General features: G+C 62.5%; 20 protein-coding genes and 1 pseudogene. 11 read left to right on the top strand and 10 right to left on the bottom strand.

The genetic code is table 11. The features are described 5' to 3' along the window. Positions 1-16 precede the first annotated feature (16 nt). The 5 genes from D3872_RS11075 to D3872_RS11055 form a co-directional block, all read right to left on the bottom strand. Positions 17-1,288, bottom strand: a complete 1,272-nt coding sequence (locus D3872_RS11075) for a TolB family protein (RefSeq protein WP_119810820.1) — start codon at positions 1,286-1,288, stop codon at positions 17-19. A gap of 15 nt (positions 1,289-1,303) precedes the next feature. Further along, positions 1,304-2,020: an N-acetylmuramoyl-L-alanine amidase gene (locus D3872_RS11070; protein ID WP_119810819.1), complete on the bottom strand. Its 717-nt coding sequence runs from the start codon at positions 2,018-2,020 to the stop codon at positions 1,304-1,306. Positions 2,021-2,150: 130 nt separating this feature from the next. Next, the gene (locus D3872_RS11065; RefSeq protein WP_119810818.1) at positions 2,151-2,357 is read right to left on the bottom strand and encodes a hypothetical protein; all 207 of its coding nucleotides are present in this window, start codon (positions 2,355-2,357) and stop codon (positions 2,151-2,153) included. A 364-nt stretch (positions 2,358-2,721) separates the two neighbouring features. Further along, the gene (locus D3872_RS11060) at positions 2,722-4,125 is read right to left on the bottom strand and encodes a DEAD/DEAH box helicase (RefSeq protein WP_119810817.1); all 1,404 of its coding nucleotides are present in this window, start codon (positions 4,123-4,125) and stop codon (positions 2,722-2,724) included. Between the two features lie 405 nt (positions 4,126-4,530). Then, positions 4,531-5,871 (bottom strand): transglycosylase SLT domain-containing protein, encoded by a 1,341-nt coding sequence (locus tag D3872_RS11055; RefSeq protein ID WP_119810816.1) that lies wholly within the window; start codon positions 5,869-5,871, stop codon positions 4,531-4,533. 430 nt (positions 5,872-6,301) lie between these two features. Here D3872_RS11055 and D3872_RS11050 point away from each other — a divergent pair, with 430 nt between their 5' ends. Both D3872_RS11050 and D3872_RS11045 read left to right on the top strand, forming a co-directional pair. After that, entirely contained in the window at positions 6,302-6,871 is a 570-nt protein-coding gene (locus D3872_RS11050) for a DUF1415 domain-containing protein (protein ID WP_119810828.1), read from the top strand. Between the two features lie 10 nt (positions 6,872-6,881). Next, positions 6,882-7,070 carry a DUF1289 domain-containing protein gene (locus D3872_RS11045; protein WP_119810827.1) on the top strand — a complete coding sequence of 63 codons (189 nt, stop codon included), beginning with the start codon at positions 6,882-6,884 and terminating at the stop codon, positions 7,068-7,070. A gap of 120 nt (positions 7,071-7,190) precedes the next feature. Here D3872_RS11045 and D3872_RS11040 read toward each other — a convergent pair whose 3' ends face one another. Further along, positions 7,191-7,697 (bottom strand): DUF1993 domain-containing protein, encoded by a 507-nt coding sequence (locus D3872_RS11040; RefSeq protein WP_119810815.1) that lies wholly within the window; start codon positions 7,695-7,697, stop codon positions 7,191-7,193. Positions 7,698-7,930: 233 nt separating this feature from the next. On the opposite strand from D3872_RS11040, the gene D3872_RS11035 reads away from it, so the two are divergent. Beyond that, positions 7,931-11,059: a bifunctional diguanylate cyclase/phosphodiesterase gene (locus tag D3872_RS11035; protein ID WP_119810814.1), complete on the top strand. Its 3,129-nt coding sequence runs from the start codon at positions 7,931-7,933 to the stop codon at positions 11,057-11,059. A gap of 21 nt (positions 11,060-11,080) precedes the next feature. Here D3872_RS11035 and D3872_RS11030 read toward each other — a convergent pair whose 3' ends face one another. Further along, the gene (locus D3872_RS11030) at positions 11,081-11,509 is read right to left on the bottom strand and encodes a thioredoxin family protein (protein WP_119810813.1); all 429 of its coding nucleotides are present in this window, start codon (positions 11,507-11,509) and stop codon (positions 11,081-11,083) included. Between the two features lie 64 nt (positions 11,510-11,573). On the opposite strand from D3872_RS11030, the gene tsaB reads away from it, so the two are divergent. Genes tsaB through D3872_RS11010 form a run of 4 tightly spaced genes read left to right on the top strand, consistent with a single transcriptional unit; the run spans position 11,574 to position 14,530 of the window. Beyond that, positions 11,574-12,284: a tRNA (adenosine(37)-N6)-threonylcarbamoyltransferase complex dimerization subunit type 1 TsaB gene (gene tsaB / locus D3872_RS11025; protein ID WP_119810812.1), complete on the top strand. Its 711-nt coding sequence runs from the start codon at positions 11,574-11,576 to the stop codon at positions 12,282-12,284. After that, positions 12,281-12,745: a ribosomal protein S18-alanine N-acetyltransferase gene (gene rimI, locus D3872_RS11020; RefSeq protein WP_119810811.1), complete on the top strand. Its 465-nt coding sequence runs from the start codon at positions 12,281-12,283 to the stop codon at positions 12,743-12,745. The genes tsaB and rimI overlap by 4 nt, the downstream gene beginning before the upstream one ends. Then, positions 12,742-13,602 (top strand): uracil-DNA glycosylase, encoded by an 861-nt coding sequence (locus D3872_RS11015; protein ID WP_119810810.1) that lies wholly within the window; start codon positions 12,742-12,744, stop codon positions 13,600-13,602. The genes rimI and D3872_RS11015 overlap by 4 nt, the downstream gene beginning before the upstream one ends. Then, the gene (locus tag D3872_RS11010; protein ID WP_119810809.1) at positions 13,586-14,530 is read left to right on the top strand and encodes a DUF1853 family protein; all 945 of its coding nucleotides are present in this window, start codon (positions 13,586-13,588) and stop codon (positions 14,528-14,530) included. Before D3872_RS11015 ends, D3872_RS11010 begins: the two co-directional genes overlap by 17 nt. On the opposite strand, the gene D3872_RS11005 is transcribed toward D3872_RS11010, so the two are convergent. Beyond that, positions 14,527-16,341 (bottom strand): GGDEF domain-containing protein, encoded by a 1,815-nt coding sequence (locus tag D3872_RS11005; RefSeq protein WP_229459273.1) that lies wholly within the window; start codon positions 16,339-16,341, stop codon positions 14,527-14,529. The two genes, D3872_RS11010 and D3872_RS11005, sit on opposite strands and share 4 nt — an antisense overlap. A gap of 128 nt (positions 16,342-16,469) precedes the next feature. Then, positions 16,470-17,732: a lysophospholipid transporter LplT gene (gene lplT, locus D3872_RS11000; protein WP_119810807.1), complete on the bottom strand. Its 1,263-nt coding sequence runs from the start codon at positions 17,730-17,732 to the stop codon at positions 16,470-16,472. A gap of 126 nt (positions 17,733-17,858) precedes the next feature. Here lplT and alr point away from each other — a divergent pair, with 126 nt between their 5' ends. From alr to D3872_RS10980, 4 genes and pseudogenes are all read left to right on the top strand, one after another. Beyond that, positions 17,859-18,965 (top strand): alanine racemase, encoded by a 1,107-nt coding sequence (gene alr, locus D3872_RS10995; RefSeq protein ID WP_119810806.1) that lies wholly within the window; start codon positions 17,859-17,861, stop codon positions 18,963-18,965. After that, positions 18,958-20,334 carry a DNA repair protein RadA gene (gene radA, locus D3872_RS10990; protein WP_119810805.1) on the top strand — a complete coding sequence of 459 codons (1,377 nt, stop codon included), beginning with the start codon at positions 18,958-18,960 and terminating at the stop codon, positions 20,332-20,334. Before alr ends, radA begins: the two co-directional genes overlap by 8 nt. Positions 20,335-20,416: 82 nt before the next feature. Beyond that, positions 20,417-20,734 (top strand): PilZ domain-containing protein, encoded by a 318-nt coding sequence (locus tag D3872_RS10985; protein ID WP_119810804.1) that lies wholly within the window; start codon positions 20,417-20,419, stop codon positions 20,732-20,734. A gap of 176 nt (positions 20,735-20,910) precedes the next feature. Next, a pseudogene (locus tag D3872_RS10980) lies at positions 20,911-22,247 on the top strand (glutamine synthetase family protein). Positions 22,248-22,553: 306 nt separating this feature from the next. On the opposite strand, the gene sixA reads toward D3872_RS10980, so the two are convergent. Then, a complete protein-coding gene (gene sixA, locus D3872_RS10975) occupies positions 22,554-23,021 on the bottom strand; it encodes a phosphohistidine phosphatase SixA (RefSeq protein WP_119810803.1) in 468 nt (155 codons plus the stop codon). Positions 23,022-23,113 lie beyond the last annotated feature (92 nt).

The following is a 23,113-nucleotide window of genomic DNA, read 5'->3' as shown; positions in this document are numbered from 1 at the left end:
CGCGCTGTCCAGCTTCTTAGTCGTCGTTCTTGAAGTCGCTGGAATCGTCGTGGGGAACAACCGTGATCATGTCACTTCCCTCGAACGGCCGGCCGTCAGTACTGATAAAGCGCAGCACGCCTCTTACATCGCCAGGGGCAAAGCCCGCTAATTCGATAGTAAACCGGCACCGAAGGTCTGAAATACCATCACCATTGACGTCCGTGCTCTTCTTGTTGCAGCTGCTCAAGCTGGTCTCGCTACCTGTGCGTCCAAAGGAAATTGTACTCTGGACTACATTCTTCGTTGCATCAAAATTCTTGGTCGAGCGAATGGCTACCTCCATCTTCCCGCGGCTTTTTGGATTTACATTGTTGTAACTCGATCCAGGGCGAATGTCGATTGGTGCCGGGTAGCCCTGGACGTCAACGACAGGCCGCTGTGTATTGTCCGAGGGGCTCAGCACACTGATTGAAGATAGCGCGCGCGACTGGGCAATCTCATCCATGAAGAGGATCCGGCCATCGCGGGTCCAGACAGGTTCGTGCCCTGTGAAATTGCCCACACGACGAAGTCCGCTGCCGTCGGGCTGTATCGTCCAAATCTTCCATCGACCGGTGCCATCACGATTCGATGAGAAAACGATCCCGAATGGCCCCCAGTGAGGGTCCCAATCATGGAAATTTCCCGAGGTTATATTGCGCCGGTTACCACCAGTGGCGGAAACGGTCATCAAACTCGCCACACCGTTGTCAGTTTCGGAAAAGACGATCTTGTCGCCAGCCGGAGAGAAACTCGGCCTGTTTTCCTCGCCAGGCAGGCCGACAATCTTGGCCAATCCGGTGCCATCCGCCTTCATGGCCCAAAGATCCTTCGTCCCGTCTTTGTCGGAGACAAAGACAATTTTCGTTCCGTCCGGAGACCACGCTGGTTGCGTGTTATTTGCACCGTTTCGCGTCAGCCTGGTTGGATATGCCCCATCTGCCTGCATTGTCCAAATGTCCGCTCCGCCATCTACCATGGAGACATAAGCAATATATTTGCCGTCGGGAGACCAGGCCGGCTCCACCTCATAAATATTCGTTTGCGTTTGCCAAGTCTTCGAGATCTTCCGCAGGTTGCGCCCATCTACACCAGACACCCACAAGCGGGTAGGACCATCCAAATCGGCTGAAAACACGACTTCGTTAGTGGTTGGGGACACAGCGGGAGAGGCTGCGGATACGCCTACCTTTCCATCCGAAGCAATTGCGGGAATGGAAGAATGCATGGCCAACAAAAGCAAGCTAGTTTTCAAAGTGTTCTTCATTCTGGGTCCCCCTAATTAGTTGCCGACAAAGGCCTCGATTGCTGTTTGAATGCCTGTTGCTATTCTTCCGGCAGAGCCGGCTGAATGCAACGCCTTCTCATCTGAGCCCGAAAGTCTTGCCGCCTCGAGCAGAACTGCGGGAATCGGGTTATTGGTCACAGTCGGCTTCAATACGGCGAGATCGTCACGCACCTCAGCCCCACGGTTGTTGACACCCAAATTTTGTGCAACTGCAGCAGACATCGAGTCCGCGAGAGCCTTGGACGATGGCTTCTCCGAGTTATAGAGGACAGATGTCCCGTTCACGAAGGGCACAGGGATAGGTACCGGATAGCCCATAACCTGAAGCGGGGCGTTGATATGAATTGATACAAAGACCCTTGCGCGTGCGTTGTTGGCAATCTTTCCGCGATCTATATAGTTTGGACAGGAGTTCACGTCTGCCTTCGTGAGAATCACATTGTACTTCGCGGACAACTGCTGCTTTGCCGCCAGTGCAATAGCCATTGTCAAGTGATCTTCTCGCAACCGTCCTGATGGGGGATCATTCGGCGGAAACTCGGTTTCCCCGACCGCTCCTGCCGGTTGCCTAATCAGAGGACACGACAAACCATGGCCCGGGTCCAAAACAATATTCTTCTTCGGTGTAGGTGGTGGGGCATTTCTCCAGCACTTTAAATTCGCGTACCGGGTGGTACGCACTGGACAGTATACGATTGAGTAAATGACCATGGTGTCGTAAATTGATCCGTCATGCCCTCGATAGTCGAAGAACCAATAGGTGTCGTTATAATTTGCGACCTTATTGGGGTCCGCTGCCGATTTTGGATACACAGCCAGTAGTGTGCAGCGATGAGGATCACTAAAGTAGGCGTTGCAGGGCCGTGATGAAGGTGTTCGCCGCCGTTACTGGGTCGTCAAATTCGTTGACTGGCCACATCACAGGGCTCAGTACGGTATTTTGCCAACGTACTTTTATGGGTTCCACGACTTCGGCTAGAGCCGCCGTTGAATAGAAAAACGCGACAAACACGACAGTGACGATTGTTTTCCAGTCTTTAAATGCCATTCTGATCCCTTTTTGATGGGTTTCTACAGCAAAAGAGCTGTTCTATAGAGCATCTCTTGGCGACTATTATGTTACTTTCTGGCAAGAAAACTTGCAAGAGAGTATTTGGCGTCGAGGATTAGCGACCTCGCATCCAGCGTAGCCGTCTCATATGCGGTTCCTGACAACTCGGCGTCCCCGTCATCCCAGCGTTTTGTTTCGGACTTCCTTCAGATTCCTTCTCGCGGTTGCTTTTTCGGCTAACCATTCCCTTTGTTGGGCTAGTAGAGGACGTGCACCTCCAAGTGAGTGCACCCTGCCGGGCCCACGAAAAAAAACGGCTGCCGAGGCAGCCGTTCCTGTTTTCGCTTGACCGTTTAGACGATTAACGGTCGCCATACGAGCGGCGGGCGCCGTCGGTCGAGCGCGGGTTCGAACCCTTGTAGCCGCCGCCGGTCGACGAGCCTTCGCGGCGCGGTGCGCCCGGCTTGCTGAACGTGCGCTGGCCTGGCTTGGCGCCGGTGCGGTTGTCGCCCGGTTTCCAGCTGCCTGGGCGTGCCGCCGAACGCGGTGCCGAAGCGGTGCGCTTTGGCTCGAAGCCTTCGATGACGTTCACCGGGATCAGCTGCTTGGTGAAGCGCTCGATACGCTTGACGTTCATGCTTTCGGCATGGTTCACCAGCGAGATCGCCAGGCCGTTGCGGCCGGCACGGCCGGTACGGCCGATGCGGTGCACGTAGTCTTCAGGGAACTTAGGCAGGTCGTAGTTGAACACGTGGGTGATGTTCGGTACGTCGATGCCGCGTGCTGCCACGTCGGTTGCTACCAGCACCTTCACGTTACCGCGGCGCAGGCCGTCGAGCGTGCGATTACGGGCGCCCTGGTGCATGTCGCCATGCAGTGCGGCAGCCGAGAAACCGGCGATGTTCAGGCGGTCGGCGATGGTGTCGGCGTCACGCTTGGTGGCGGTGAACACAACTGCCTGGTCCAGGGTTTCGTCGCGCAGCAGGTGGTCGAGCAGGCGGTTCTTGTGCGACAGGTCGTCGACGAAGTGAACGCGCTGCACGATGTTTTCGTGGCGGGACGAGGAACTGGCGATCTGGATGACCATCGGATCCTTGGTGATGCGGCGGGCCATGTTGCCGACCATGCCGTCCAGGGTTGCCGAGAACAGCATGGTCTGGCGGCCTTCCGGCGTCGCTGCGATGATCTTCTCGATGTCGTCGATGAAGCCCATGTCCAGCATGCGGTCGGCTTCGTCCAGCACCAGGATTTCCAGCTGCGAGAAGTCGATCTTGCCCGACTCCATGTGGTCGATCAGGCGGCCCGGGGTCGCGACCAGGATTTCAGGATTGCGCGACAGCAGTTGCATCTGCTTAGGGTAAGGCATTCCGCCCAGGATCGACACGGCGCGGATGCGGCGGATCTGGGTACCGTATTTTTCGGTCGCGGTGGTCACTTGCAGCGCCAGTTCGCGGGTTGGGGTCAGCACCAGCATCTTCGGCTGTGCTGCCTTGAAACGTGGGCGCTCGCCGCGGGCGCGGGCAGCCTGCGCTTCTTGCGCGGCGGTACGGGCGGCAGGCGATTGCTCAGCGGCAGCCAGCTTGTGGAGGGCAGGCAGCATGAATGCTGCGGTCTTGCCCGAACCGGTCTGCGACGAGACCAGCAGGTCGCGGCCGGCGATACCCGCAGGGACGGCTTGTTCTTGTACTGGGGTTGGCTTGGTGTAGCCGGCGTCGGTGACTGCTTTGACGATGGACGCGTGGAGGCCTAATGCTTCAAAACTCATTGTTTTCTTTTCTTTCGGTATAGATCAGCGCTCGGGCAAAGGCCTTCGAGCGCAAAATAGCAACGCCAACCAACACAACGAAATAACTCTGAGATGAAAAAGAAATTTCGGCACAAAAGCTTTGCGCCGGGACGGTGTCAGGTGCGACACACAAGGCGGGAGGGCTTTATTGAGGCTGTCCGACGGACATGCCTAGGCTTGCGAAGCTGCTAGTTTTACTTTTTTGTAACTGCGTATTGCCATCGCTAAGCTAATTTGCGAGAAACGTATTGCAGCGCACAAATAGAACTATACAGTAGTTTCACTGTACTTGCACGGTTTATCCCGGATCGTGCGCAGGTGATGAATGAAAAAGGCGCTGCGGTGCACACTTGGTGCACCGCAGCGCCTTTGCGTAAAAACCGGTTAGCGGCGCTTCGGCTTGTTTGACTTGGCCGAGGAACGGCTCATGCTGCTCTTGATCGAAGCGACTTTTGCCTTCAGTTTCTGGGAGTTGCTCATCTTCTTGCCGCGCTTCTTGCCGGTAGGCTCGGCCTGGAAGGCCATCACCGCGTTGTCGACGATATGCTCGGCGATGTCGGTGTGCATGGTGGCCGAGGTCTTCGGCACCAGGATGGTCGAGCCAGCCTTGAGCATGGTGCGGGCCGGGATGTTGTTGGCCTGGCGGATCACTTCAGGCGTGGTGCCGAAGCGCGAGGCCAGCGAAGCGATGGTGACCTTGGCGCCGGTGATCTTGTGGGTGGTCCAGGTCGACAGCGCACGGCCCCACTGGGCCAGGTTCTCATGGAACTTCTCGGCGTTTTCCGTCGGCAGCAGGATCTTGGTCTTCTCACCGCCGGTAATGACAGGGCGGTTGAACTGCGGGTTCAGCGCCTTGAACTCGTCCACCGACAGCTCGGCGAGCTGGGCCGCGATGGCCAGGTCGATGTCGCTGGTCTTGTCGATGACGGTGAAGTAAGGCTGGTTGTCGATGACCGGCAGCGATACGCCGAACTGCGCCGGGTTGCCGACGATATTCTTTACCGCCTGCAGCTTCGGCACGTAGTTGCGGGTTTCCGCAGGCATCAGCGCGGCCAGGCTCTCGAAATCGGTTGGCTTGCCCAGTGCCTGGTTCTTCTTGATGGCTTTCTGAACATTGCCTTCGCCCCAGTTATAGGCGGCAAGAGCCAGCGGCCAGTCGCCGAACATGACGTACAGCTTTTGCAGGTAGGACAGGGCAGCATCGGTCGAGGCCAGCACGCCGCGGCGCTCGTCCTTGAACATGTTCTGCTTGAGGTTGTAGTCCCTGCCGGTGCCCGGCACGAACTGCCACATGCCGGCCGCGTCCGCGCTCGAATAGGCTTGCGGATTGAAGGCGGACTCGATAATCGGGAGCAGCGCCAGTTCGGTCGGCATGCCGCGCTGTTCGAGTTCCTGGACAACGTGGAACATGTAGCGCGAGGCACGGGTCGAAATTCGCGCGAGGTATTCGGGGCGGGAGCTGTAGTAATTGATGTGCTTGGTAACAAGCGGATTGTCGACGTCAGGAATCGCGTAGCCGGTGCGGATACGGCCCCACACGTCGGTTTCCTTGTACTCTTCCGCCATTATGGCAGGGAAGGGCTGGAGGGAAGGCTTTACAACCGGGGACGCGGTGGTGACAGGCTGCTGGACGGTCGGCGCGGTGTCGGCCGAAGCTTGGGCGATGGGAGCCAGTGAAACAAGCAGTGCTGCCAGCGCAACGGTAGTACGGGTGTAATTTTGCATAGCTTTCCATTGTTGCGTCCCGGAGTTGCGGACTGACGAGGAACAAGGACGGAGTGTACGTAGGACTGCTTCCCACAGTCAAGCAAATTGACCGCGTCACTGCCATTTTTTTCAGCAACTTCTGGGTGTGGTTGTTCGTTGAATAATGAGAGTATGCAAATAAAATGTCAATTTGTCATCCGTTATCTGGATGATGTTTGCGGGGTACACCCGCGGGTATCGTTGATGTCGCCCTATGGGAAAATCCGCGTACCCGTCGGGTTCGTGCCAATTCGACAGCGTCACGTGCTTGTCATTAATGCAAACGAGTCTGGCTGGCGGGCGGATCGATCAAGGTACCCTGCATCGGAGCTCAAGCTATGAGCGGGCACAAAGAGTGCGTACAATCGCTTTTTTGCGCGAAAGCGCCCGCTTTATCGAAAGCAACACCATGAGCACTACCAATCCGAACGCGGATGATGACCAGGTCATTGCGGCGACCCAGCGCTGGCTGGAAAGGGCCGTGATCGGGCTGAACCTGTGTCCCTTCGCCAAGGCTGTCCACGTCAAGAAGCAAGTCCGCTACGTCGTATCGAGCGCCACCACGCCGGAAGAGTTGCTGGAAACGCTGATGAACGAGCTGCAGTATCTGTCCGACACGCCGGCGGAAGAAGTCGACACGACCCTGCTGATCCACCCCTTCGTGCTGACCGACTTCGTCGACTACAACGAATTCCTGGACGTGGCCGATGCCGCGGTAGAAAACATGCACCTCGACGGCGAGCTGCAGGTGGCCAGTTTCCATCCGGACTATCAGTTCGCGGATACGGATGTGAACGACATCAGCAACTACACCAACCGTGCGCCGTATCCGATCCTGCACTTGCTACGTGAGGACAGTATCGAGCGCGCGGTGGAAGCCTTCCCTGAAGCGAGCGAGATCTTCGAAAAGAATATTGAAACGATGGAAAAACTAGGCCATGAAGGCTGGGACAAGCTCGATGTCGGCCCTGCTCATTAAGGAAGTCGACATGGAAAAGCTGCCTGAGCGGCCGGACACCCCCTGCGTGGCGGTCTGTTCGACCACCTTCGACGAGATCTGCCGCGGCTGCGGGCGTTCCGTCGTCGAAGTCGCGCACTGGGTCTCGATGACGGCCGAGCAAAAAGAGACCGTCTGGGTGCGCATCCTCTCCCAGGGCTACCCCCGCCGCAACACCTGATCAGAAATATTTCGGGGTCAGGCCACCATTTCCGTAAATCGGGGTCAGACCACCATTTCCGAAACATTGCTCGGAAATGGTGGTCTGACCCCGATTTGTAAGTCCTTGATTTTTTAAGGCTTAGTAGCTGCCGATGAAGTCTTTCTTGCCGACTTCGACGCCGTTGTGGCGCAGCAGGGCGTAGGCGGTCGTGACGTGGAAGTAGAAGTGCGGCATCGCGTAGTGCACCAGGTAGACCTGGCCCTTGAATTCGCGCGCCGATGCGCCGCTGCCGGTGACGATGTCGCGCTGCTCGCTCGCTTCGATCGCGTCGTGCGGCAGGCTCTCGATGAATGCCACCGTGCGCTCGATGCGCTCTTTCAGGTCGGCGAAACTCTTTTCATTGTCTTCGTAACGCGGCACTTCCGCGCCCGCCAGCCGCGCTGCGCAGCCCTTGGCGAAGTCGCAGGCGACCTGCACCTGGCGCAGGAAGGGGAACATGTCCGGATACAGCCGCGCCTGCAGCAGCGCCTGCGGATCGATCTTCTTGTCGGCGGCGTGGCTTTCGGCCTTGTCGAGGATGGCCGACAGGCTGTTCAGGATTTGCTTGAAAACTGGCACGGATGCCTCGTACATGGAAAAACTCATTGCGATGTCCCCCTTGAAAAGATGCCGACATAATAACAGCAGAGTGCCACCTCGGTTGGGCGTGAAAATTGTTGCTAATCGGCTAGCGGAAGGGCATGCTTACAACGACTTGCATGCAAGATGGGTGACTTGTCCCGCCGATTGCGGGATAATGTTGCATGGAAAGAATCGTTGCCACAGAAGAAATTAGGTCTCGGCCGTCCCGGGGATAGCAGACATGGTATTGCCACCACATGCATAGCACTCCCTATCAAAAATTGCGCGCCAGGCTAGGGAGCCTGTACGGGCATTCCATCTACGGAGCGCTGCTGCTGGTCGTCGTCGGCGGGCTGGTGTTCCCGGCCCTGATCGGCAGCTACCTGCTGATCGGCGTCCAGGAGCAGACGTCGGCCCGGACCGCGCTGAACGAATCGCTGCAACGCAACGCCGACATCCTCGCGCTCGGCATGCAGGAATCTCTGTGGAACATGAACGCCGAATCGGCCCATTCGCTGGTCGAATCGGTCATGCGCGATCCGTCCGTGCTGCGCGTCCAGGTGATCGGCCAGGCCGAAACCCAGTTCATGAACGTGCAGTCGCCCAACCGCCAGGTCGGCCAGGTCTACCGCGCCGAGCGCGATATCCTGGTGCGCGGCGAGCGTATCGGCCGCATCCTGGTCGAGATGGACGATGCCCGCAGCCAGCAGGACCTGCGTACCAAGCAGTCCAAGTACACGCTGGTGCTGGCGGGGCAGATCACCATCTCGCTGCTGCTGATTATCCTGTTCCTCAACCGCCGCCTGATGGCGCCGATGCGCACGCTAATGACCTTCTCCGACCGCCTGGCGCGTGGCGATTTCGAGACCCGCCTCGACCTCGAGGGCAAGGACGAGCTGGGCCGCCTGGGCAGCCAGATGGAGCAGATGCGTATCGCGATCAAGCACCTGTTCGAGGACATCGGGCGCCGCGAGGAACGCTTCCGGACCATCGTGACGCAGGTGCCCGGCGCGGTGTTCCGCGTGCGCCTGGGCGGCCCGGTCGACTTCGTCAGCGAAGCCATCGAAGACATTTCCGGCTACCCCGCGGCGCAGTTCATGCGCGGCTCGGTGCACGCCTGGTCCGACCTGATCTGCCCGGAGCACCGCCGCCTGCAGTACAACGCGGTGCGCGATGCCTGCCAGACCGGCAACCCGTACGAGGTCGAGTACCGCATCCTCGACGCTACCGGCACCGAGCGCTGGGTGTGCGAAAAGGGCCATCCGCGCCTGGACGCCGACGGCAGCGTGGAGTGGGTCGACGGGATCATCACCGACATCAGCGAACGTAAACACAACGAAATGCGGATCGAGGGCCTGCTGGCCGAGCAGAGCGCGATCCTGGACAACGTGATGTTCGGCGTGATGTTCGTGCGCGGCCGCCGTGTGGTGTCGGCCAACCGCCGCTGCGAGGAGCTGTTCGGCTACGGCAGTGGCGAACTCGCGGGCAAGTCGACCGAAGCGTTTTTCCCGTCGCGGATCGACTACGAGCTGGCCGGCTTGCGCCAGTACCAGACCCTGGCCTCGGGCAGCGACTTCAGCGAGGAACGCGAGTACCGCAAGCGCGACGGCTCGACTTTCTGGTGCGCTGTCAGCGGCTGCGCGCTCGATCCGTACCACCCGAACGACGGTAGCATCTGGGTTTACGCCGACATCAGCGAGCGCAAACAGGCGGAGGAAAAGCTGCGCCTGTCCGCCACCGTTCTTGAACACATCGCCGACGGTGTGATGGTGGTCGACCCGGACGGCCGCATCGTCGCCGTCAATCCGGCCTTCACGCAGATCACCGGCTACACCGAGCATGAGGCGATCGGCCAGGAAGCGACGCTGACGCGCTCGACGCGCCACGACGAGCGCTTCTACCAGGCACTGTGGGACGATCTGCAGGCGACCGGTTTCTGGCGCGGTGAAATCTGGAACAAGCGCAAGAACGGCGAGGTGTATCCGGAGTGGCTGACCATCTCCGCGGTGCGCAGCAACGACGGGCGCATCACGCATTACGTTGGTGTGTTCAGCGACATCACCGCGGTCAAGGAAACCCAGGAAAAGCTGGACCACCTGGCCCATCACGACGCCTTGACGACGCTGCCAAACCGGCTGCTGTTCCACGACCGCCTGCAGCACGCGCTGCTGCGCGCCGCGCGCGACAGCGAGCAGCTGGCGGTGCTGTTCATCGACCTTGACCGCTTCAAGAACGTCAACGACACGCTCGGCCACCATGTGGGCGACGAGCTGCTCAAGCAGGTCGCCAGGGCGCTGTCGGAGCGCCTGCGCGACGGCGACACGCTGGCACGCCTGGGCGGCGACGAGTTCATCGTCCTGCTCGAGAACGTCGATGGGGCCTTTGGCGCGGGGCAGGTGGCCGAGAAGCTGATGACGATGTTCGAGCAGCCATTCATCGTGTCGGACTACGAGCTGTTTGTCACCAGCAGCGTCGGCATCAGCCTGTATCCTAACGATGCGACCGACCTGAACATGCTGATCCGGAATGCCGACGTGGCCATGTACCAGGCCAAGGCGCGCGGCCGCAACGGCTACCAGTTCTACGCGCCGTCGATGACGGGCGAGGGCGTCGAGCGCCTGCGCCTCGAAGCCATGCTGCGCCGCTCGATCGACAAGAACGAGATTTTCCTGAACTTCCAGCCGCAAGTCGAAATCGACACCGGCCGCCTGGTCGGCGTCGAGGCGCTGGTGCGCTGGAACAGCCCGGAATTGGGCGTGGTGCCGCCGATCCGCTTCATCCCGCTGGCCGAGGACATCGGCTTTATCAGCCAGCTTGGCAAGTGGGTGCTGCAGGAGGCTTGCCGCCAGATGATGGCGTGGGAAGCGCAGGGCCTGGCGGTGCCGAAGATCGCGGTCAACCTGTCGGTCAAGCAGTTCGAGCGCGGCAGCATCGCGACCATGGTGGCCGACGTGCTGAAGGAAACCGGGCTCGATCCGCACCGGCTGCAGCTGGAAGTGACGGAATCCGTGATCATGAACACCGGCGACGCGCTGGCCTTCATCAACGACCTGCACGCCATCGGCGTCGGCCTGGCGATCGACGATTTCGGCACCGGCTATTCGTCGCTGGCCTACCTGAAGCAGATGCCGGTGCAGACGCTCAAGATCGACCGCAGCTTCATCAAGGACATCTCGACCGACATCAACGACGAGGCGATCACGATCGCGATCATCCAGCTGGGCAAGAGCCTGAACCTGTCGGTGATCGCGGAAGGGGTCGAGACCGAAGAGCAGGCGGACTTCCTGCTGCGCCACGGCTGCAACCTGGCGCAGGGCTACTACTACAGCAAGCCGGTGATGCCTGAGATCCTGTTCGAAGCCTGGAACGCGAAGGCGCTGACCTGAGGGCAGCGGCGCGACGATTCCTTACGTGCCCGCTGCGTCGGCCAGGGTGCGCAGGTTGCACTCCAGCTGCCACTCGCGCCGTTCCGAACTGCTGTCGGCCAGGCGCGCCAGTTCTTCATCGGGGAGTTCGGCGGTCGCGATGACCAGCCGGTCGGCCAGCGCCGGATCCGGAAGCATGGTGCCAAAGAAGGCGACGGTGTCGCCGCGCTGGATCAGCAGGGTCGGGAAGTTCTCGACGTCGAGGTCGCCCACGAAGTCGGCCTGGTCCTCGATGTCGATCCAGGCGAACCGCTTGTCGGGGTGGCGCTCGGCCACGGTGTCGAAAGCGGCGCGGTAGGACGCGCAAGTGCCGCACCATGCCGCGCACAGGCAAGCCACCACCCAGCGGCCCTCGTCGAGCGCTTGCGTGATGGTGGCGCGGTTGTCGGCGTCGATTGTCAGGCTGGGCATGAGCCGCATTCTACAACGGCCGCCGCAGGGCTGCCAGCTCAGGCTGGCCGGGTTAAAATACGGTATGTCTATCATCCTCGCAATTGAAACCTCGTCCGAGCTGGCCTCCTGCGCGCTCCTGAACGGCGATACCGTGCTGGCGCGCGAATCCGCGGGCGTGCGCACGCACTCGCAAACCATCCTGCCGATGGTGCAGGAACTGCTGGCCGAAGCCGGCCTCACGCTGCAGCAATGCGACGCCATCGCCTTTGGCGCCGGCCCCGGCTCGTTCACCGGCGTGCGCACCGCTTGCGGCATCGCGCAGGGCCTGGCCTTTGGCGCCAACCTGCCGGTCGTGCCGATGGTGACGCTGGAAGCGGTGGCGCTGGCATGCCACCAGCAAAGCGGCGCCACCGAGATCCTCGCCGTGCTCGACGCGCGCATGGGCGAGGTTTACTGGGCGCAGTACCACTACGACGGCGGCCTGAAGGTGGTGGCGGAACCGGCCCTGTGCGCACCGGCGGACGTTTCCCCGGTCCCGGTGGCGGCGCCGCTCGCCGCTTGCGGCAACGGCTTCTCCGCGTATCCGGAAGCATTCGCCGGCCGCGGCTTCGCCGCCGGGGCGCTGGACACAATCCTCCCGCATGCGCGCGAACTGGCGCAACTGGCGGGGCCGGCATTGGCGGCTGGACAGGCCGTGACGGCCGCCGAAGCGCAGCCGATCTACCTGCGCAACAAGGTCGCCTACACCAGCGCCGAGCGCCAGGCGATCAATGCCGGCAAGGCCGCCGCATGACGGCTGGGCACGAGCAGTTGCGCTACGCGCCGATGGTGCTGGCCGACGTCGACGACGTGTTCGCGCTGGAACTGACGGTGTATCCGCACCCGTGGACGCGCGGGAATTTCGCCGACTCGCTGGCCAGCGGCTATCATGGCTGGGTGCTGCGCGACCCGGATGGCAAGCTGGCCGGCTACTTCCTGCTGATGGCCGCGGTCGACGAAGCGCACCTGCTCAACGTCGCGGTCGCGGCCGACCGCCAGCGGCAGGGGCTGGGCCGCTACCTGCTCGATAAAACGGTCGCTTGCGCACGCGGGCTGGCGATGCATTCGATCCTGCTGGAAGTGCGGCCATCGAACGAGCGCGCACTAAAGGTCTACAAGATGTACGGATTCACCGAAATCGGGCGCCGCAAGGGGTACTATCCTGCCCATGACGGAAAACGCGAGGATGCGATTGTGATGAGGCTGGAATTATGAGCGCCACGCCGCGCCGCACGGCGGCGTTCCTGGAAGAGATGGGCATCGGTCCCTTGTGGACGCTGCGCGAGTGCGCGGGCGACGAGGCCGCGCCTGAAAGCGCGCCCGAAGCTGCCGCCGTGCCAGCGCCGGCCGAGGCGGCGCCAGCGCCTATGCTTCCGCCGCCGCCCATCTACCAGGCCGGCCACGAACCGCGTGCCCCGATGAGCCATCCCCAGCCCGCTGGATCGGCCTGGGCGGATCCTGCGGTGCCGGCCGCCGCCACCGACGAAGAAATCGCCGGCATGGACTGGGCGCAGCTGCGCGCCGCCATCGCCAGCTGCACGCGCTGCGGCCTGTGCGCGGACGGCCGCAAGGCCGTCTATGGAAACGGCGCGCTACAGGCGGAATGGATGGTCGCCGCCGGCGCCACGACGCAGGCCGACGAGAAGGAAGGCCAGCCGATCGCCGGCGAGGCCGGCAAGCTGCTGGTGAACATGCTCGCCGCGGTCGGCCTGTCGCGCGAGTCGAATGCCTACGTCACCAACCTGGTCAAATGCCGGCCAAGCACCGCCAGCGGAGGCGACCGCGCCCCGACCGTCGACGAAGCGCGCGCATGCAGGCCATTCCTCGAACGCGAAGCCGCGCTGACCGGCGCGCGCCTGGTGCTGACGATGGGCCAGATCGCCGCCAACGGCCTGCTCGGCAAGCCGCTGGCCGAACCGCTGGCCGGCTCGCGCGGGCAGGTCCACGAGATCAACGGCCTGCCGCTGGTCGCCACTCTGCACCCGGGCGAGCTGCTGCGGCGTGGCGGCGACAAGGCGATGGCGTGGGCCGACCTGTGCCTGGCGAAGGCGCACGATGAGCGCGCCGGCTGACAGCTACCAGGCGCTGTTCGAGCGCCGCTGGGGACACCTGCGGCGCCCGCATGTGCGCACCCTGGCCTGGCTGCTCGACGCGCCCGACCTGCTCGACCCTCAGCACCCGCACTGGGAACAAAAGATCGCGTCGCTCGGCGAGGCCGATACCGGCGTCGCCGCATGGCTGGCGCGGCTCGACGCCGATCCCTCCGCGCTGGATGCCGCGCTCGGCGAACGTGCCTACACCCGCATCGGCCTGTACGCTGAAAAGCTGATGGCCTTCTACTTCCGCGAGCGCGGCCAGCTGGTGGCGCATGGGTTGCAGGTGCGCGGCGCCGGCAACGGCAGCGGCACGGTCGGCGAGTTCGACTTCCTGCTCGATGCCGGACCTGGCGGCGTCGAACACATCGAATTCGCCACCAAGTTCTACCTGCTGGAAGGCGAAAGCGCTTCGCGCTTCGACACCTTCGTCGGGCCGAACCTGGCCGACAGCCTGGGCGCCAAGATGCGCAAGATCTTCAGCAAGCAACTCGAGCTGGGCACGCGTCCCGAGGCGAAGGCGCAGCTTCCGCTGCCCGTGTTGCGGGCGCGCGCGCTAGTCAAGGGCTGGCTGTTCTATCCGGTGGGCGTGCACGCCCACATGGGCGGCATCTCCGCCACCCATTGCAATGGCTTCTGGTGTTCGCTGGCCGAAGTGCCGGCGCTGGCGGGCGAGCGCTTCGTCGTCCTGCCGCGAATGCAATGGCTGGCGCCTTACCGCGGCGAGGGCGCCGAAGTGGTGCTCGACCGCGAAGGGCTATGCGAGGCCCTCGGCGGCGCCGACATGCCCGCACTGGTAGCCGTCGTGAAGGCGGAGGGCGCCACCGAGATCGAAACCTCGCGCGGTTTCATCGTTCCCGACAACTGGCGCGCCCGCGCCGCGACCCGCTTGCAGGCCACGGCCTAAACGGTGAGCTCCATCAGCGCGCGGTCCACCGGGGGCGGCAGCGCTGCCTGGGCGGCCGGAGCGCCCCGCCTTTCGATGAACAAGCTGTGGCCTGGAATACGCTTCGCCTGCCTCTTCGCGTCAGCCGCCGCGGTGGCGATCTGATGGTGTGAAACGAACTGGCCGGGTTCGACTTTCAGCGCGCCCAGCGAGACCGTGATCAGGGGATTGAGCACTGCGATCCCGCGCCGGTCCTCGCTGAAGTAGCCGCCGCGCGCGATGTCCGTCCGGCTGAAGAACTGGCTGACCTCGAGGGCAAAGGTATCGATAATGGCCTTGAACCTTTGTTCGACGTCCTCGCTTTGCAGCAGTATCAGGAAGTCGTCGCCGCCGATGTGGCCGACGAAATCCCTCAGCGGATCGCATGCCTGTTCAAGGATCTTGGCGATGCACTGGATCACCTCGTCGCCCTTGCGGTAGCCGTAGGTATCGTTGAACGGCTTGAATGCATCGAGGTCCACATAGCAGGCGCTGAAGCGGGCGCCGTTCTCGAGCAGGCGTTCGATATGTTCGTTGATCGGTACGTTCCCCGGCAGCAGCGTCAGGGGATTGGCGTAGCGGGCCGCATCGATCTGCATCTCCGTGATTTCGCCGATCAGGTCGTGCCCGGTGCCCATGCCGAGATACTGTCCCTGGTCGGTGATGATGAATCCGTTGAACAGGTGATGACGGTCGCCGCTGGCGACCAGCCGGCTCAGGTCCTGCAGCTTGGTGTGCTTGTCGGCGATCAGGGGGGCCGCGTCCATGAACATGCTGCACGGCCTTTTGCCATGCAGTTCCCGGATAAACTCCATCGCGAACCGGTCCACCAGGTTGCGGCGCGTGATCAGGCCGAGCGGCAGGCCGTTTTCGACGACCGGGATGACCTCCAGCTCCGGCGCCTGGACGAATATTTTCAGCACGTCGTTGTTGCTCATCGTCGGCGGTACCGGCTGGACGATGCGCAGCAGGCGCAAGGCGGTGGCGTTGTGCTGGCGGTTGATTTTCTCCTGGGGGTACACGGCTACGCCCTTGTAGCCGAGGGTCTTGGCGATTTCCGGCGACACGGCAAGGGCCGGGCTCCCGCTGGGCCGTCCGATGTGATATCCCTGTCCGCAGGCAATGCCCAGGTCGCGGATGACCAGCAGCTCGGTCTGGGTTTCGATGCCTTCGGCGATGACCATCGTGTTGGTCGCCTCGGCGATGTGCTGGATCGATTGAACGAATTGCAGCTTCACCTTGTCGAGGTTGATCCCCTGGATGAAGTGCATGTCGATCTTGACGTAGGCGGGGCGCAGTTCGGACCACAGGCGCAGGCTGGAAAAGCCCTCGCCAAGGTCGTCGATGGCGATCTCGAAGCCCATTGCGCGGTAGTGGGCGACGGCACGTCCCAGCAGCTCGTAATCGTAGGTCGGCTGGCTCTCGGTAAGCTCGATGATCACGCGTTCCGGGCTGATGCCGAAGCGCTGGATGTAGTCCAGCGTTTCGCCATGTTCCATGTTCGGATAGAGCAGGCATTCGGGGCTGACGTTCAGGAACAGCTTTCCCGGCAGCGCCATTTTTGCGAAGGCCTCGATCACAACCTTCCGGCACAGGTGCTCGACTTCCACGCTCAGCTTGGAGGCGGCTGCGACGCGGAACAGGTTGAGCGGGGAATGCAGGGGACTGTCCGAAGGACCCCGGATCAGGCCCTCGTAGCCGATGATCTCGCCCGATTGCATATGGATGATCGGTTGAAACAGCGCCGTCAGTTCCTGTCGTTCGATAATTTGCCGAAGGCGTTTCTGCAACATGCTTGACTCCCATTTCCTCATGCGAAAAACGTAGTGCATTTAACTACTCGTGAGAAAGGGAGAGTATTACATTTATGTTACCTGCCCATGACATGCGGCCGGCCGGACAGCCGCCGGGGCGATCTTCCTTAGTGCTTGTGCTCGCCGATCAGGGCCAGCGAGTCGTGCTCTTTCTGGTTCATCGCGTGGCGCTTCATGATCAGGAACATGATGCCGGCCACCGAGGCGCCGAACAGCACGACGATGATGTTCAGGTCGAGGTTCAGCGTGATCATGATCGCGTAGATCGCCAGCATCGTCAGGATCGACAGGTTTTCGTTGAAGTTCTGGACCGCGATCGAGTGCCCGGCGCTCATCAAGACGTGCCCGCGATGCTGCAGCAGTGCGTTCATCGGCACCACGAAGAAGCCGGACAGCACGCCGATCAGGATCAGCAGCGGGTATGCCAGCACCAACGACTGCACCAGCGGCATGCACATGACGACGACGCCCATCGCGATGCCGAGCGGGACCACGGTCAGCGACTTCTTGAGCGGGATGATCTTGGCGGAAGCCGCGGCGCCCAGCGCCACGCCCAGCGCGACCACGCCGATCAGCGTGGTGGCTTTATCGAGCGGCATGTCGAGCGATTTCTCGGCCCATTTCAGGACGATGAACTGCAGCGTGGCGCCGGCGCCCCAGAACAGCGTGGTCACGGCCAGCGAGATCTGGCCCAGCTTGTCCTTCCACAGCGTGCCGCAGCAGGTCGCGAATTCGGCAATCAGCTTGGCCGGGTTGCGTTCCTGGTGGGCGTACACGGCGCCGGTGTCGGGGATGCGCAGGTTGAACAGCGTGGCCAGGATGTAGATCATCACCACCACCGCCAGCGCGGCCTCGGTGGTGGTGTCGATGCCCGTGTCGAGGAAGGGCAGGTCGTAGCCGAGCATGAAGGCCGAACCGTGTGCGCTGACCAGGGTCCCGCCCAGCACGGTGCCGAGGATGATCGACATCACCGTCAGGCCTTCGATCCAGCCATTGGCTTCGACGAGTTTTTCGGGGGGGAGCAGTTCGGTGAGGATGCCGTATTTGGCGGGCGAGTAGACAGCCGCGCCGAAACCGACCACCGCATAGGCCAGCAGCGGATGGATGGCGAACACCATCAGCGAGCAGCCGAAGATCTTGATCAGGTTAGCGATGAACATGACCCGGCCCTTGGGCATCGAGTCGGCAAAGGCGCCGACGAAGGCGGCGAGCAGGACGTAGAACAGGACGAAGGAGAGTTTCAGCAGCGGCGTGAGCGACGCGGGTGCGTTCATGGAGATCAGCAGGTCGATCGCTACGAACAGAAGTGCATTGTCCGCCAGCGACGAAAAAAACTGCGCCGCCATGATGGTATAAAAACCACGATTCATTCGAAAGCTCTAAAACAAGTGTGGGTTGCTTTATACCATGAATGAACCTGAACCCAAAGAAATCCACAGCGGCAAACGGGCTGCGTCCGGTAGAATAGATCCTCTTGCAAACTTCGCTTTTTTCCTATGCCACGGCCGCTCCGCGCTACCATCCACCTCGATTCGATGCAGCACAACCTGGCCCGCGTGCGCGAGTGCACGCCCGGCGCGAAAGTGTGGGGGGTGGTCAAGGCCAATGCCTACGGCCACGGGCTGGAACGCGGCATGCGCGGTTTCGCCGGCGCCGACGGCCTGGCCCTGATCGAAACCGAGAACGCGGTGCGCCTGCGTGAGCTTGGCTGGACCCGCCCGGTGCTCCTGCTCGAAGGCATCTTCGACGCCAGCGACGCGCCACTGCTCAGTAAATACAATCTCAACAGCGCGGTCCACTGCCTTGAACAGATCGCGATCCTGGAGCAGGCCAGCTTCGAGCGCCCGATCGACGCGCACCTGAAAATGAACACCGGGATGAACCGCCTGGGCTTCCGCCCCGACCAGTTCCAGGCCGCCTGGCGCCGCCTGCGCGCGATTCCCGCCGTGCGCGAGATCACCCTGATGACCCACTTCGCCAACGCCGACGAACTGGAACACCCGCGCCTGACCGTGCGCGAGCAGGTGCGCCGATTCTGTACCGGCGCCGACGGCATCGACGGCCCGCGCAGCCTGTCCAATTCGGGCGGCGTGCTGCACCAGGCCGAGCTGGACGCCGAACTGTCGAACGACTGGGTCCGTCCCGGCATCATGCTATACGGCGGCACGCCCGGCGGCAAGGCGGCTGCGGACTTCGGCCTGCTGCCGACCATGACCCTGTCCAGCGAGATCATCGGGGTGCAGGAGATCGTCGCCGGCGATAATGTCGGCTACGGCAGCCGCTTCCAGGCCGAAGGACCGATGCGGATCGGCGTGGTCGCCTGCGGCTATGCCGACGGCTACCCGCGCCACGCGCCGCATGGCGGCCCGGTGGTCGTCGACGGCTTGCGCAGCACCCTGGTCGGCCGCGTGTCGATGGACATGCTGACGGTCGACCTCACCCATATCCCCAACGCCGGCGTCGGCAGCAAGGTGGTGCTGTGGGGCGCCGGCCTGCCGATCGACGAGGTGGCCAACGCGGCCGGCACCATCGGCTATGAGCTGATGTGCGCACTGGCGCCGCGCGTGCAGGTGGCCGAAGGGGAGCTGGCGGCGCATGGCTAAGGCGAAAACCAGTTACACCTGCAGCGACTGCGGCGCCATCAGCAACAAGTGGACCGGCCAGTGCACCTCCTGCCACCAGTGGAACACGATGGTGGAGTCGGTGGTCGAGGCGCCGGGCCTGAACCGACTGTCGAACCAGCAGTACAAGGGCCTGGCGCAGACCGCGCCGGTGCTGTCGCTGACCGACATCGAGGCGATCGACGTGCCGCGCTTCGGCACCGGCATCGAGGAATTCGACCGGGTTCTGGGCGGCGGCCTGGTGGCGGGCGGCGTAGTGCTGATCGGCGGCGACCCCGGGATCGGCAAGTCGACCCTGCTGCTGCAGGCGCTGGCCAATATCTCGCAGGTGAAGAACACCTTATATGTCAGCGGCGAGGAGTCCGGCGCCCAGATCGCGCTGCGCGCGCGCCGCCTGAACGTCGAGGCGAAGGAGCTCAAGCTGCAGGCCGAGATCCAGCTTGAAAAGATCCTCGGCACGCTCGACACGCTCAAGCCCGACGTGGCGGTGATCGACTCGATCCAGACCATCTATTCGGACGCGCTCAGTTCCGCCCCCGGCTCGGTGGCCCAGGTGCGCGAGTGCGCGGCCCAGCTGACCCGCGTGGCCAAGCAGACCGGCATCACCATCATCCTGGTCGGCCACGTCACCAAGGAAGGCGCGCTGGCCGGACCGCGCGTGCTCGAGCACATCGTCGATACGGTGCTGTACTTCGAGGGCGACACCCAGTCCAGCTTCCGCCTGGTGCGCGCCATCAAGAACCGCTTTGGCGCAGTCAACGAGCTGGGCGTGTTCGCCATGACCGAGAAGGGCCTGAAAGGGGTGTCGAATCCGTCGGCGCTGTTCCTGTCGCAGCACGACAGCCAGGTGCCCGGTTCCTGCGTGATGGTGACGCAGGAGGGCACGCGCCCGCTGCTGGTCGAGATCCAGGCGCTGGTCGACACCAGCCACCTGCCCAACGCGCGCCGCCTGTCGGTGGGACTGGAGCAGAACCGGCTGGCGATGCTGCTGGCCGTGCTGCACCGCCACGCCGGCATCGCCGCTTTCGACCAGGATGTGTTCATCAACGCGGTCGGCGGCGTCAAGATCAGCGAGCCGGCAGCCGACCTGGCGGTGCTGTTGGCGATTAATTCTTCGATGCGCAGCAAGCCGCTGCCGCGCGGGCTGGTGGTGTTCGGCGAAGTGGGGCTGGCGGGCGAGATCCGTCCGGCGCCGCGCGGCCAGGAGCGCCTGCGCGAGGCGGCCAAGCTGGGCTTCTCGATCGCGATGATCCCGAAATCGAATGTGCCGAAGCAGAAGATCGAGGGCATGACCGTGGTGGCGGTCGAACGTATCGACGAGGCCTTCAACAAGTTGCGCGAACTCGACTGACTTCACGGCGATGCACGGCAGCAATTTTGCCCTGCATATATAATGATGCTTGTGTCAGTGTTGCCCAGAAAAGTGATTTGCCGTGTTAGTTGAACAGCGTAAGAGCCGCAAGATTTTCAAGGTCAAGGCAGTGCTTGCCGTGGCCGGTGCCAGCCCCATTTTGGTGCGCACCGTCGACATCGGCGCCGCCGGCATGTCGGTGGCGGTGCCCGGCCCGCTTCCGGTGGGCCTGGCCGCCACCATCAATTTCGACCTGCTGGTCGACGGTACATCGACCCCGGTGTCTACCGCCGTCAAGGTCGGCTCCTGCATCTTCAGCAGCGGCGACTTCAAGGTGTCGCTGTCGTTTTCCGGGCTCGCCCCCGCAGCCTCGTCCGCACTGACCCGCTTCCTGCGCTAGCCGCGTGCCACCCTGCCGGAAGCCGCGCTCCGGCCGGCTGGACTATAATCGTCATTCAATATGCCAGGGCTCCCGCAGGGCCGGCCGCGCACTGAATGCATCCGTTCCGCCTGGTCCTGGCCCTGGCCTGAAGAGGGAGATTGGACCGCATGCGCCGGAACTTTAGCTACAGCGACATGGACGAGTGGCTCGACGAGAGCCGCATCACCGAAATCGAATGCCTGGTGCCGGACCTGACCGGCGTAGCCCGGGGCAAGATCCTGCCGCGTACCAAATTCACCGAAGAACGCGGCATGCGCATGCCCGAAGCCGTGCTCGGCATGACGGTGACCGGCAACTATCCTGCTGGCGACGCCGCCTACGAGCGCGCGATTTCCTCTACCGACCGCGACATGGTGCTGCGCGCCGACCCGGCCACCATCGCCGTCGTCCCCTGGGCGGTCGACCGACCGCGCAGGTAATCCACGACTGCTTTTTCGCGGACGGCACGCTGGTCGATTTTGCGCCGCGTTCGGTGCTGCGGCGGGTGCTCAAGCTGTACGCCGACCGCGGCTGGTCGCCCGTCATCGGCCCGGAGCTCGAGTTCTACCTGACCGCGCAGAACATGGACCCCAACCAGCCCCTCAGGTCGCCGATCGGCCGCAGCGGCCGGCCGGAAACCAGCCGCCAGATCTACAGCATCGACGCGGTTAACGAGTTCGACCCGCTGTTCGAGGATATCTACGATTACTGCGACATGATGCAGCTCGAAGTGGACACCCTGATCCACGAGCTGGGGGCGGGGCAGATGGGGATCGACTTCCTGAACGGCGACCCGCTCGGCATGGCCGACAATGTGTTCTACTTCAAGCGCACCCTGCGCGAGGCGGCGCTGAAGCACGATATGTATGCGACCTTCATGGCCAAGCCGATGGCCGGCGAGCCCGGGTCGGCGATGCATGTGCACCAGAGCGTGCGCGAGAACGCCAGCGGCCGCAACCTGTTCAGCGATGCGGGCGGCGCGCCGTCGAAGGCCTTCCATCATTACATCGGCGGCCTGCAGCGCTACATGCCGGCGGCCATGGCGCTGGCCGCGCCATATGTGAATTCCTACCGCCGCATCGTGCGGCATACCTATGCGCCGGTGAACGTGCAGTGGGGGACCGACAACCGCACCGTGGGATTCCGGGTGCCGGTGTCGCGCCCGGAAGACAGGCGCATCGAGAACCGGGTCATCGGCTCGGACGCCAATCCCTACCTGGCCTTCGCCGTCACCCTGGCATGCGGCTACCTGGGCATGATGGAACAGCTGGAACCGACCGATATCACGGCCGGCAACGCGCAGCACCTGGATTTTGAACTGCCGCAGGGATTGCCCGAGGCCTTGCGCATGCTGGGCGCCGAGGACAAGCTTGCCGAAGTGCTGGGGCAGCGCTTCATCGACGTATATGCGGCGATCAAGGAGCAGGAGCACCTGGAGTTCATGACCGTGATCTCGCCTTGGGAGAGGGAGCATTTGCTGCTGCATGTGTGAGCGGCCGGCGCCGCGGGCCGGCACCCCCACAAGACAAAAGCGGCAAGCGCCTGACTAAGGCCTTGCCGCTTTATTTATAGTCCATAACGGACCTTGTGCTATTCGTGATAGCGATCATGCAGTTCGTGCTTTCCTCCGCGGACCTCTTCAACCAGTTCGTAGAGGACCAGCCCGACCATGCCTCCTAAGATGGCGATGACGAGCATGCTTAACATGATGAACAACGTCGCCTTCGACGCCTCCCTTGATGATTGACACACTTAAACTTTAGCAGATGGCTGCGCCATTACAAGGGGGGCGAAACACTTATTTCACAATCAGGTCCGGACCCATTACCGCCTTTAGATACAGGCTTTCCGGGTCCCCGGGCTCGCGCTGGACGAACCACCACGCAGCCGCTTTCTTGATTTCCCAATAGGCCGGGGCGCCCGTCATCAGTAGTGCCGCCACCTGGCCCAGCGTCGGCTGGTGCCCGACAATGAGCACCGCCTCCCTGGCGTTCGGCCAGTTCGCCGTGCGCAGCAGCTCGCGCGGGTCGGCGCCGGGGCCGATCTCGGCTTGCACCTTGAATTTTCGTCCCAGCGGCTCGACCGTCTGCAAGGTGCGCAGCGCGGGGCTGACCAGCACCTTGCAGCTTTCGGGCAGCTGCGATTCCAGCCATTCGGCCATGCGGCGCGCCTGCTTCTGGCCCTTGCCGGTCAGGGCGCGCTGCATGTCGGGCTGGCCAGGCTCGGCTTCGGCCGCTTCTGCATGACGCCACAAGATCAGGTCCATTGCCTTCCTCCTTGTTGTTATGCCGCTGGTTCGATTCTATTCGTTTGGCGCCGGGGATGGAGTACCCAACAATTTCATCAGGTAGCGCTGCG

The organism is Massilia cavernae, from assembly GCF_003590855.1.
GTDB lineage: Bacteria > Pseudomonadota > Gammaproteobacteria > Burkholderiales > Burkholderiaceae_D > Telluria_A > Telluria_A cavernae.
Note: the sequence above shows the minus strand (reverse complement) of the source record. Positions and strands in the feature narration are given on the sequence as shown.

Bases quoted from the DNA above. Each gene is read 5' to 3' on its own strand.
- D3872_RS11075 (WP_119810820.1), bottom strand. From the start codon at position 1,288: ATGAAGAACACTTTGAAAACTAGCTTGCTTTTGTTGGCCATGCATTCT.
- D3872_RS11070 (WP_119810819.1), bottom strand. From the start codon at position 2,020: ATGGTCATTTACTCAATCGTATACTGTCCAGTGCGTACCACCCGGTAC.
- D3872_RS11065 (WP_119810818.1), bottom strand. From the start codon at position 2,357: ATGGCATTTAAAGACTGGAAAACAATCGTCACTGTCGTGTTTGTCGCG.
- D3872_RS11060 (WP_119810817.1), bottom strand. From the start codon at position 4,125: ATGAGTTTTGAAGCATTAGGCCTCCACGCGTCCATCGTCAAAGCAGTC.
- D3872_RS11055 (WP_119810816.1), bottom strand. From the start codon at position 5,871: ATGCAAAATTACACCCGTACTACCGTTGCGCTGGCAGCACTGCTTGTT.
- D3872_RS11050 (WP_119810828.1), top strand. From the start codon at position 6,302: ATGAGCACTACCAATCCGAACGCGGATGATGACCAGGTCATTGCGGCG.
- D3872_RS11045 (WP_119810827.1), top strand. From the start codon at position 6,882: ATGGAAAAGCTGCCTGAGCGGCCGGACACCCCCTGCGTGGCGGTCTGT.
- D3872_RS11040 (WP_119810815.1), bottom strand. From the start codon at position 7,697: ATGAGTTTTTCCATGTACGAGGCATCCGTGCCAGTTTTCAAGCAAATC.
- D3872_RS11035 (WP_119810814.1), top strand. From the start codon at position 7,931: ATGCATAGCACTCCCTATCAAAAATTGCGCGCCAGGCTAGGGAGCCTG.
- D3872_RS11030 (WP_119810813.1), bottom strand. From the start codon at position 11,509: ATGCCCAGCCTGACAATCGACGCCGACAACCGCGCCACCATCACGCAA.
- tsaB (WP_119810812.1), top strand. From the start codon at position 11,574: ATGTCTATCATCCTCGCAATTGAAACCTCGTCCGAGCTGGCCTCCTGC.
- rimI (WP_119810811.1), top strand. From the start codon at position 12,281: ATGACGGCTGGGCACGAGCAGTTGCGCTACGCGCCGATGGTGCTGGCC.
- D3872_RS11015 (WP_119810810.1), top strand. From the start codon at position 12,742: ATGAGCGCCACGCCGCGCCGCACGGCGGCGTTCCTGGAAGAGATGGGC.
- D3872_RS11010 (WP_119810809.1), top strand. From the start codon at position 13,586: ATGAGCGCGCCGGCTGACAGCTACCAGGCGCTGTTCGAGCGCCGCTGG.
- D3872_RS11005 (WP_229459273.1), bottom strand. From the start codon at position 16,341: ATGTTGCAGAAACGCCTTCGGCAAATTATCGAACGACAGGAACTGACG.
- lplT (WP_119810807.1), bottom strand. From the start codon at position 17,732: ATGAATCGTGGTTTTTATACCATCATGGCGGCGCAGTTTTTTTCGTCG.
- alr (WP_119810806.1), top strand. From the start codon at position 17,859: ATGCCACGGCCGCTCCGCGCTACCATCCACCTCGATTCGATGCAGCAC.
- radA (WP_119810805.1), top strand. From the start codon at position 18,958: ATGGCTAAGGCGAAAACCAGTTACACCTGCAGCGACTGCGGCGCCATC.
- sixA (WP_119810803.1), bottom strand. From the start codon at position 23,021: ATGGACCTGATCTTGTGGCGTCATGCAGAAGCGGCCGAAGCCGAGCCT.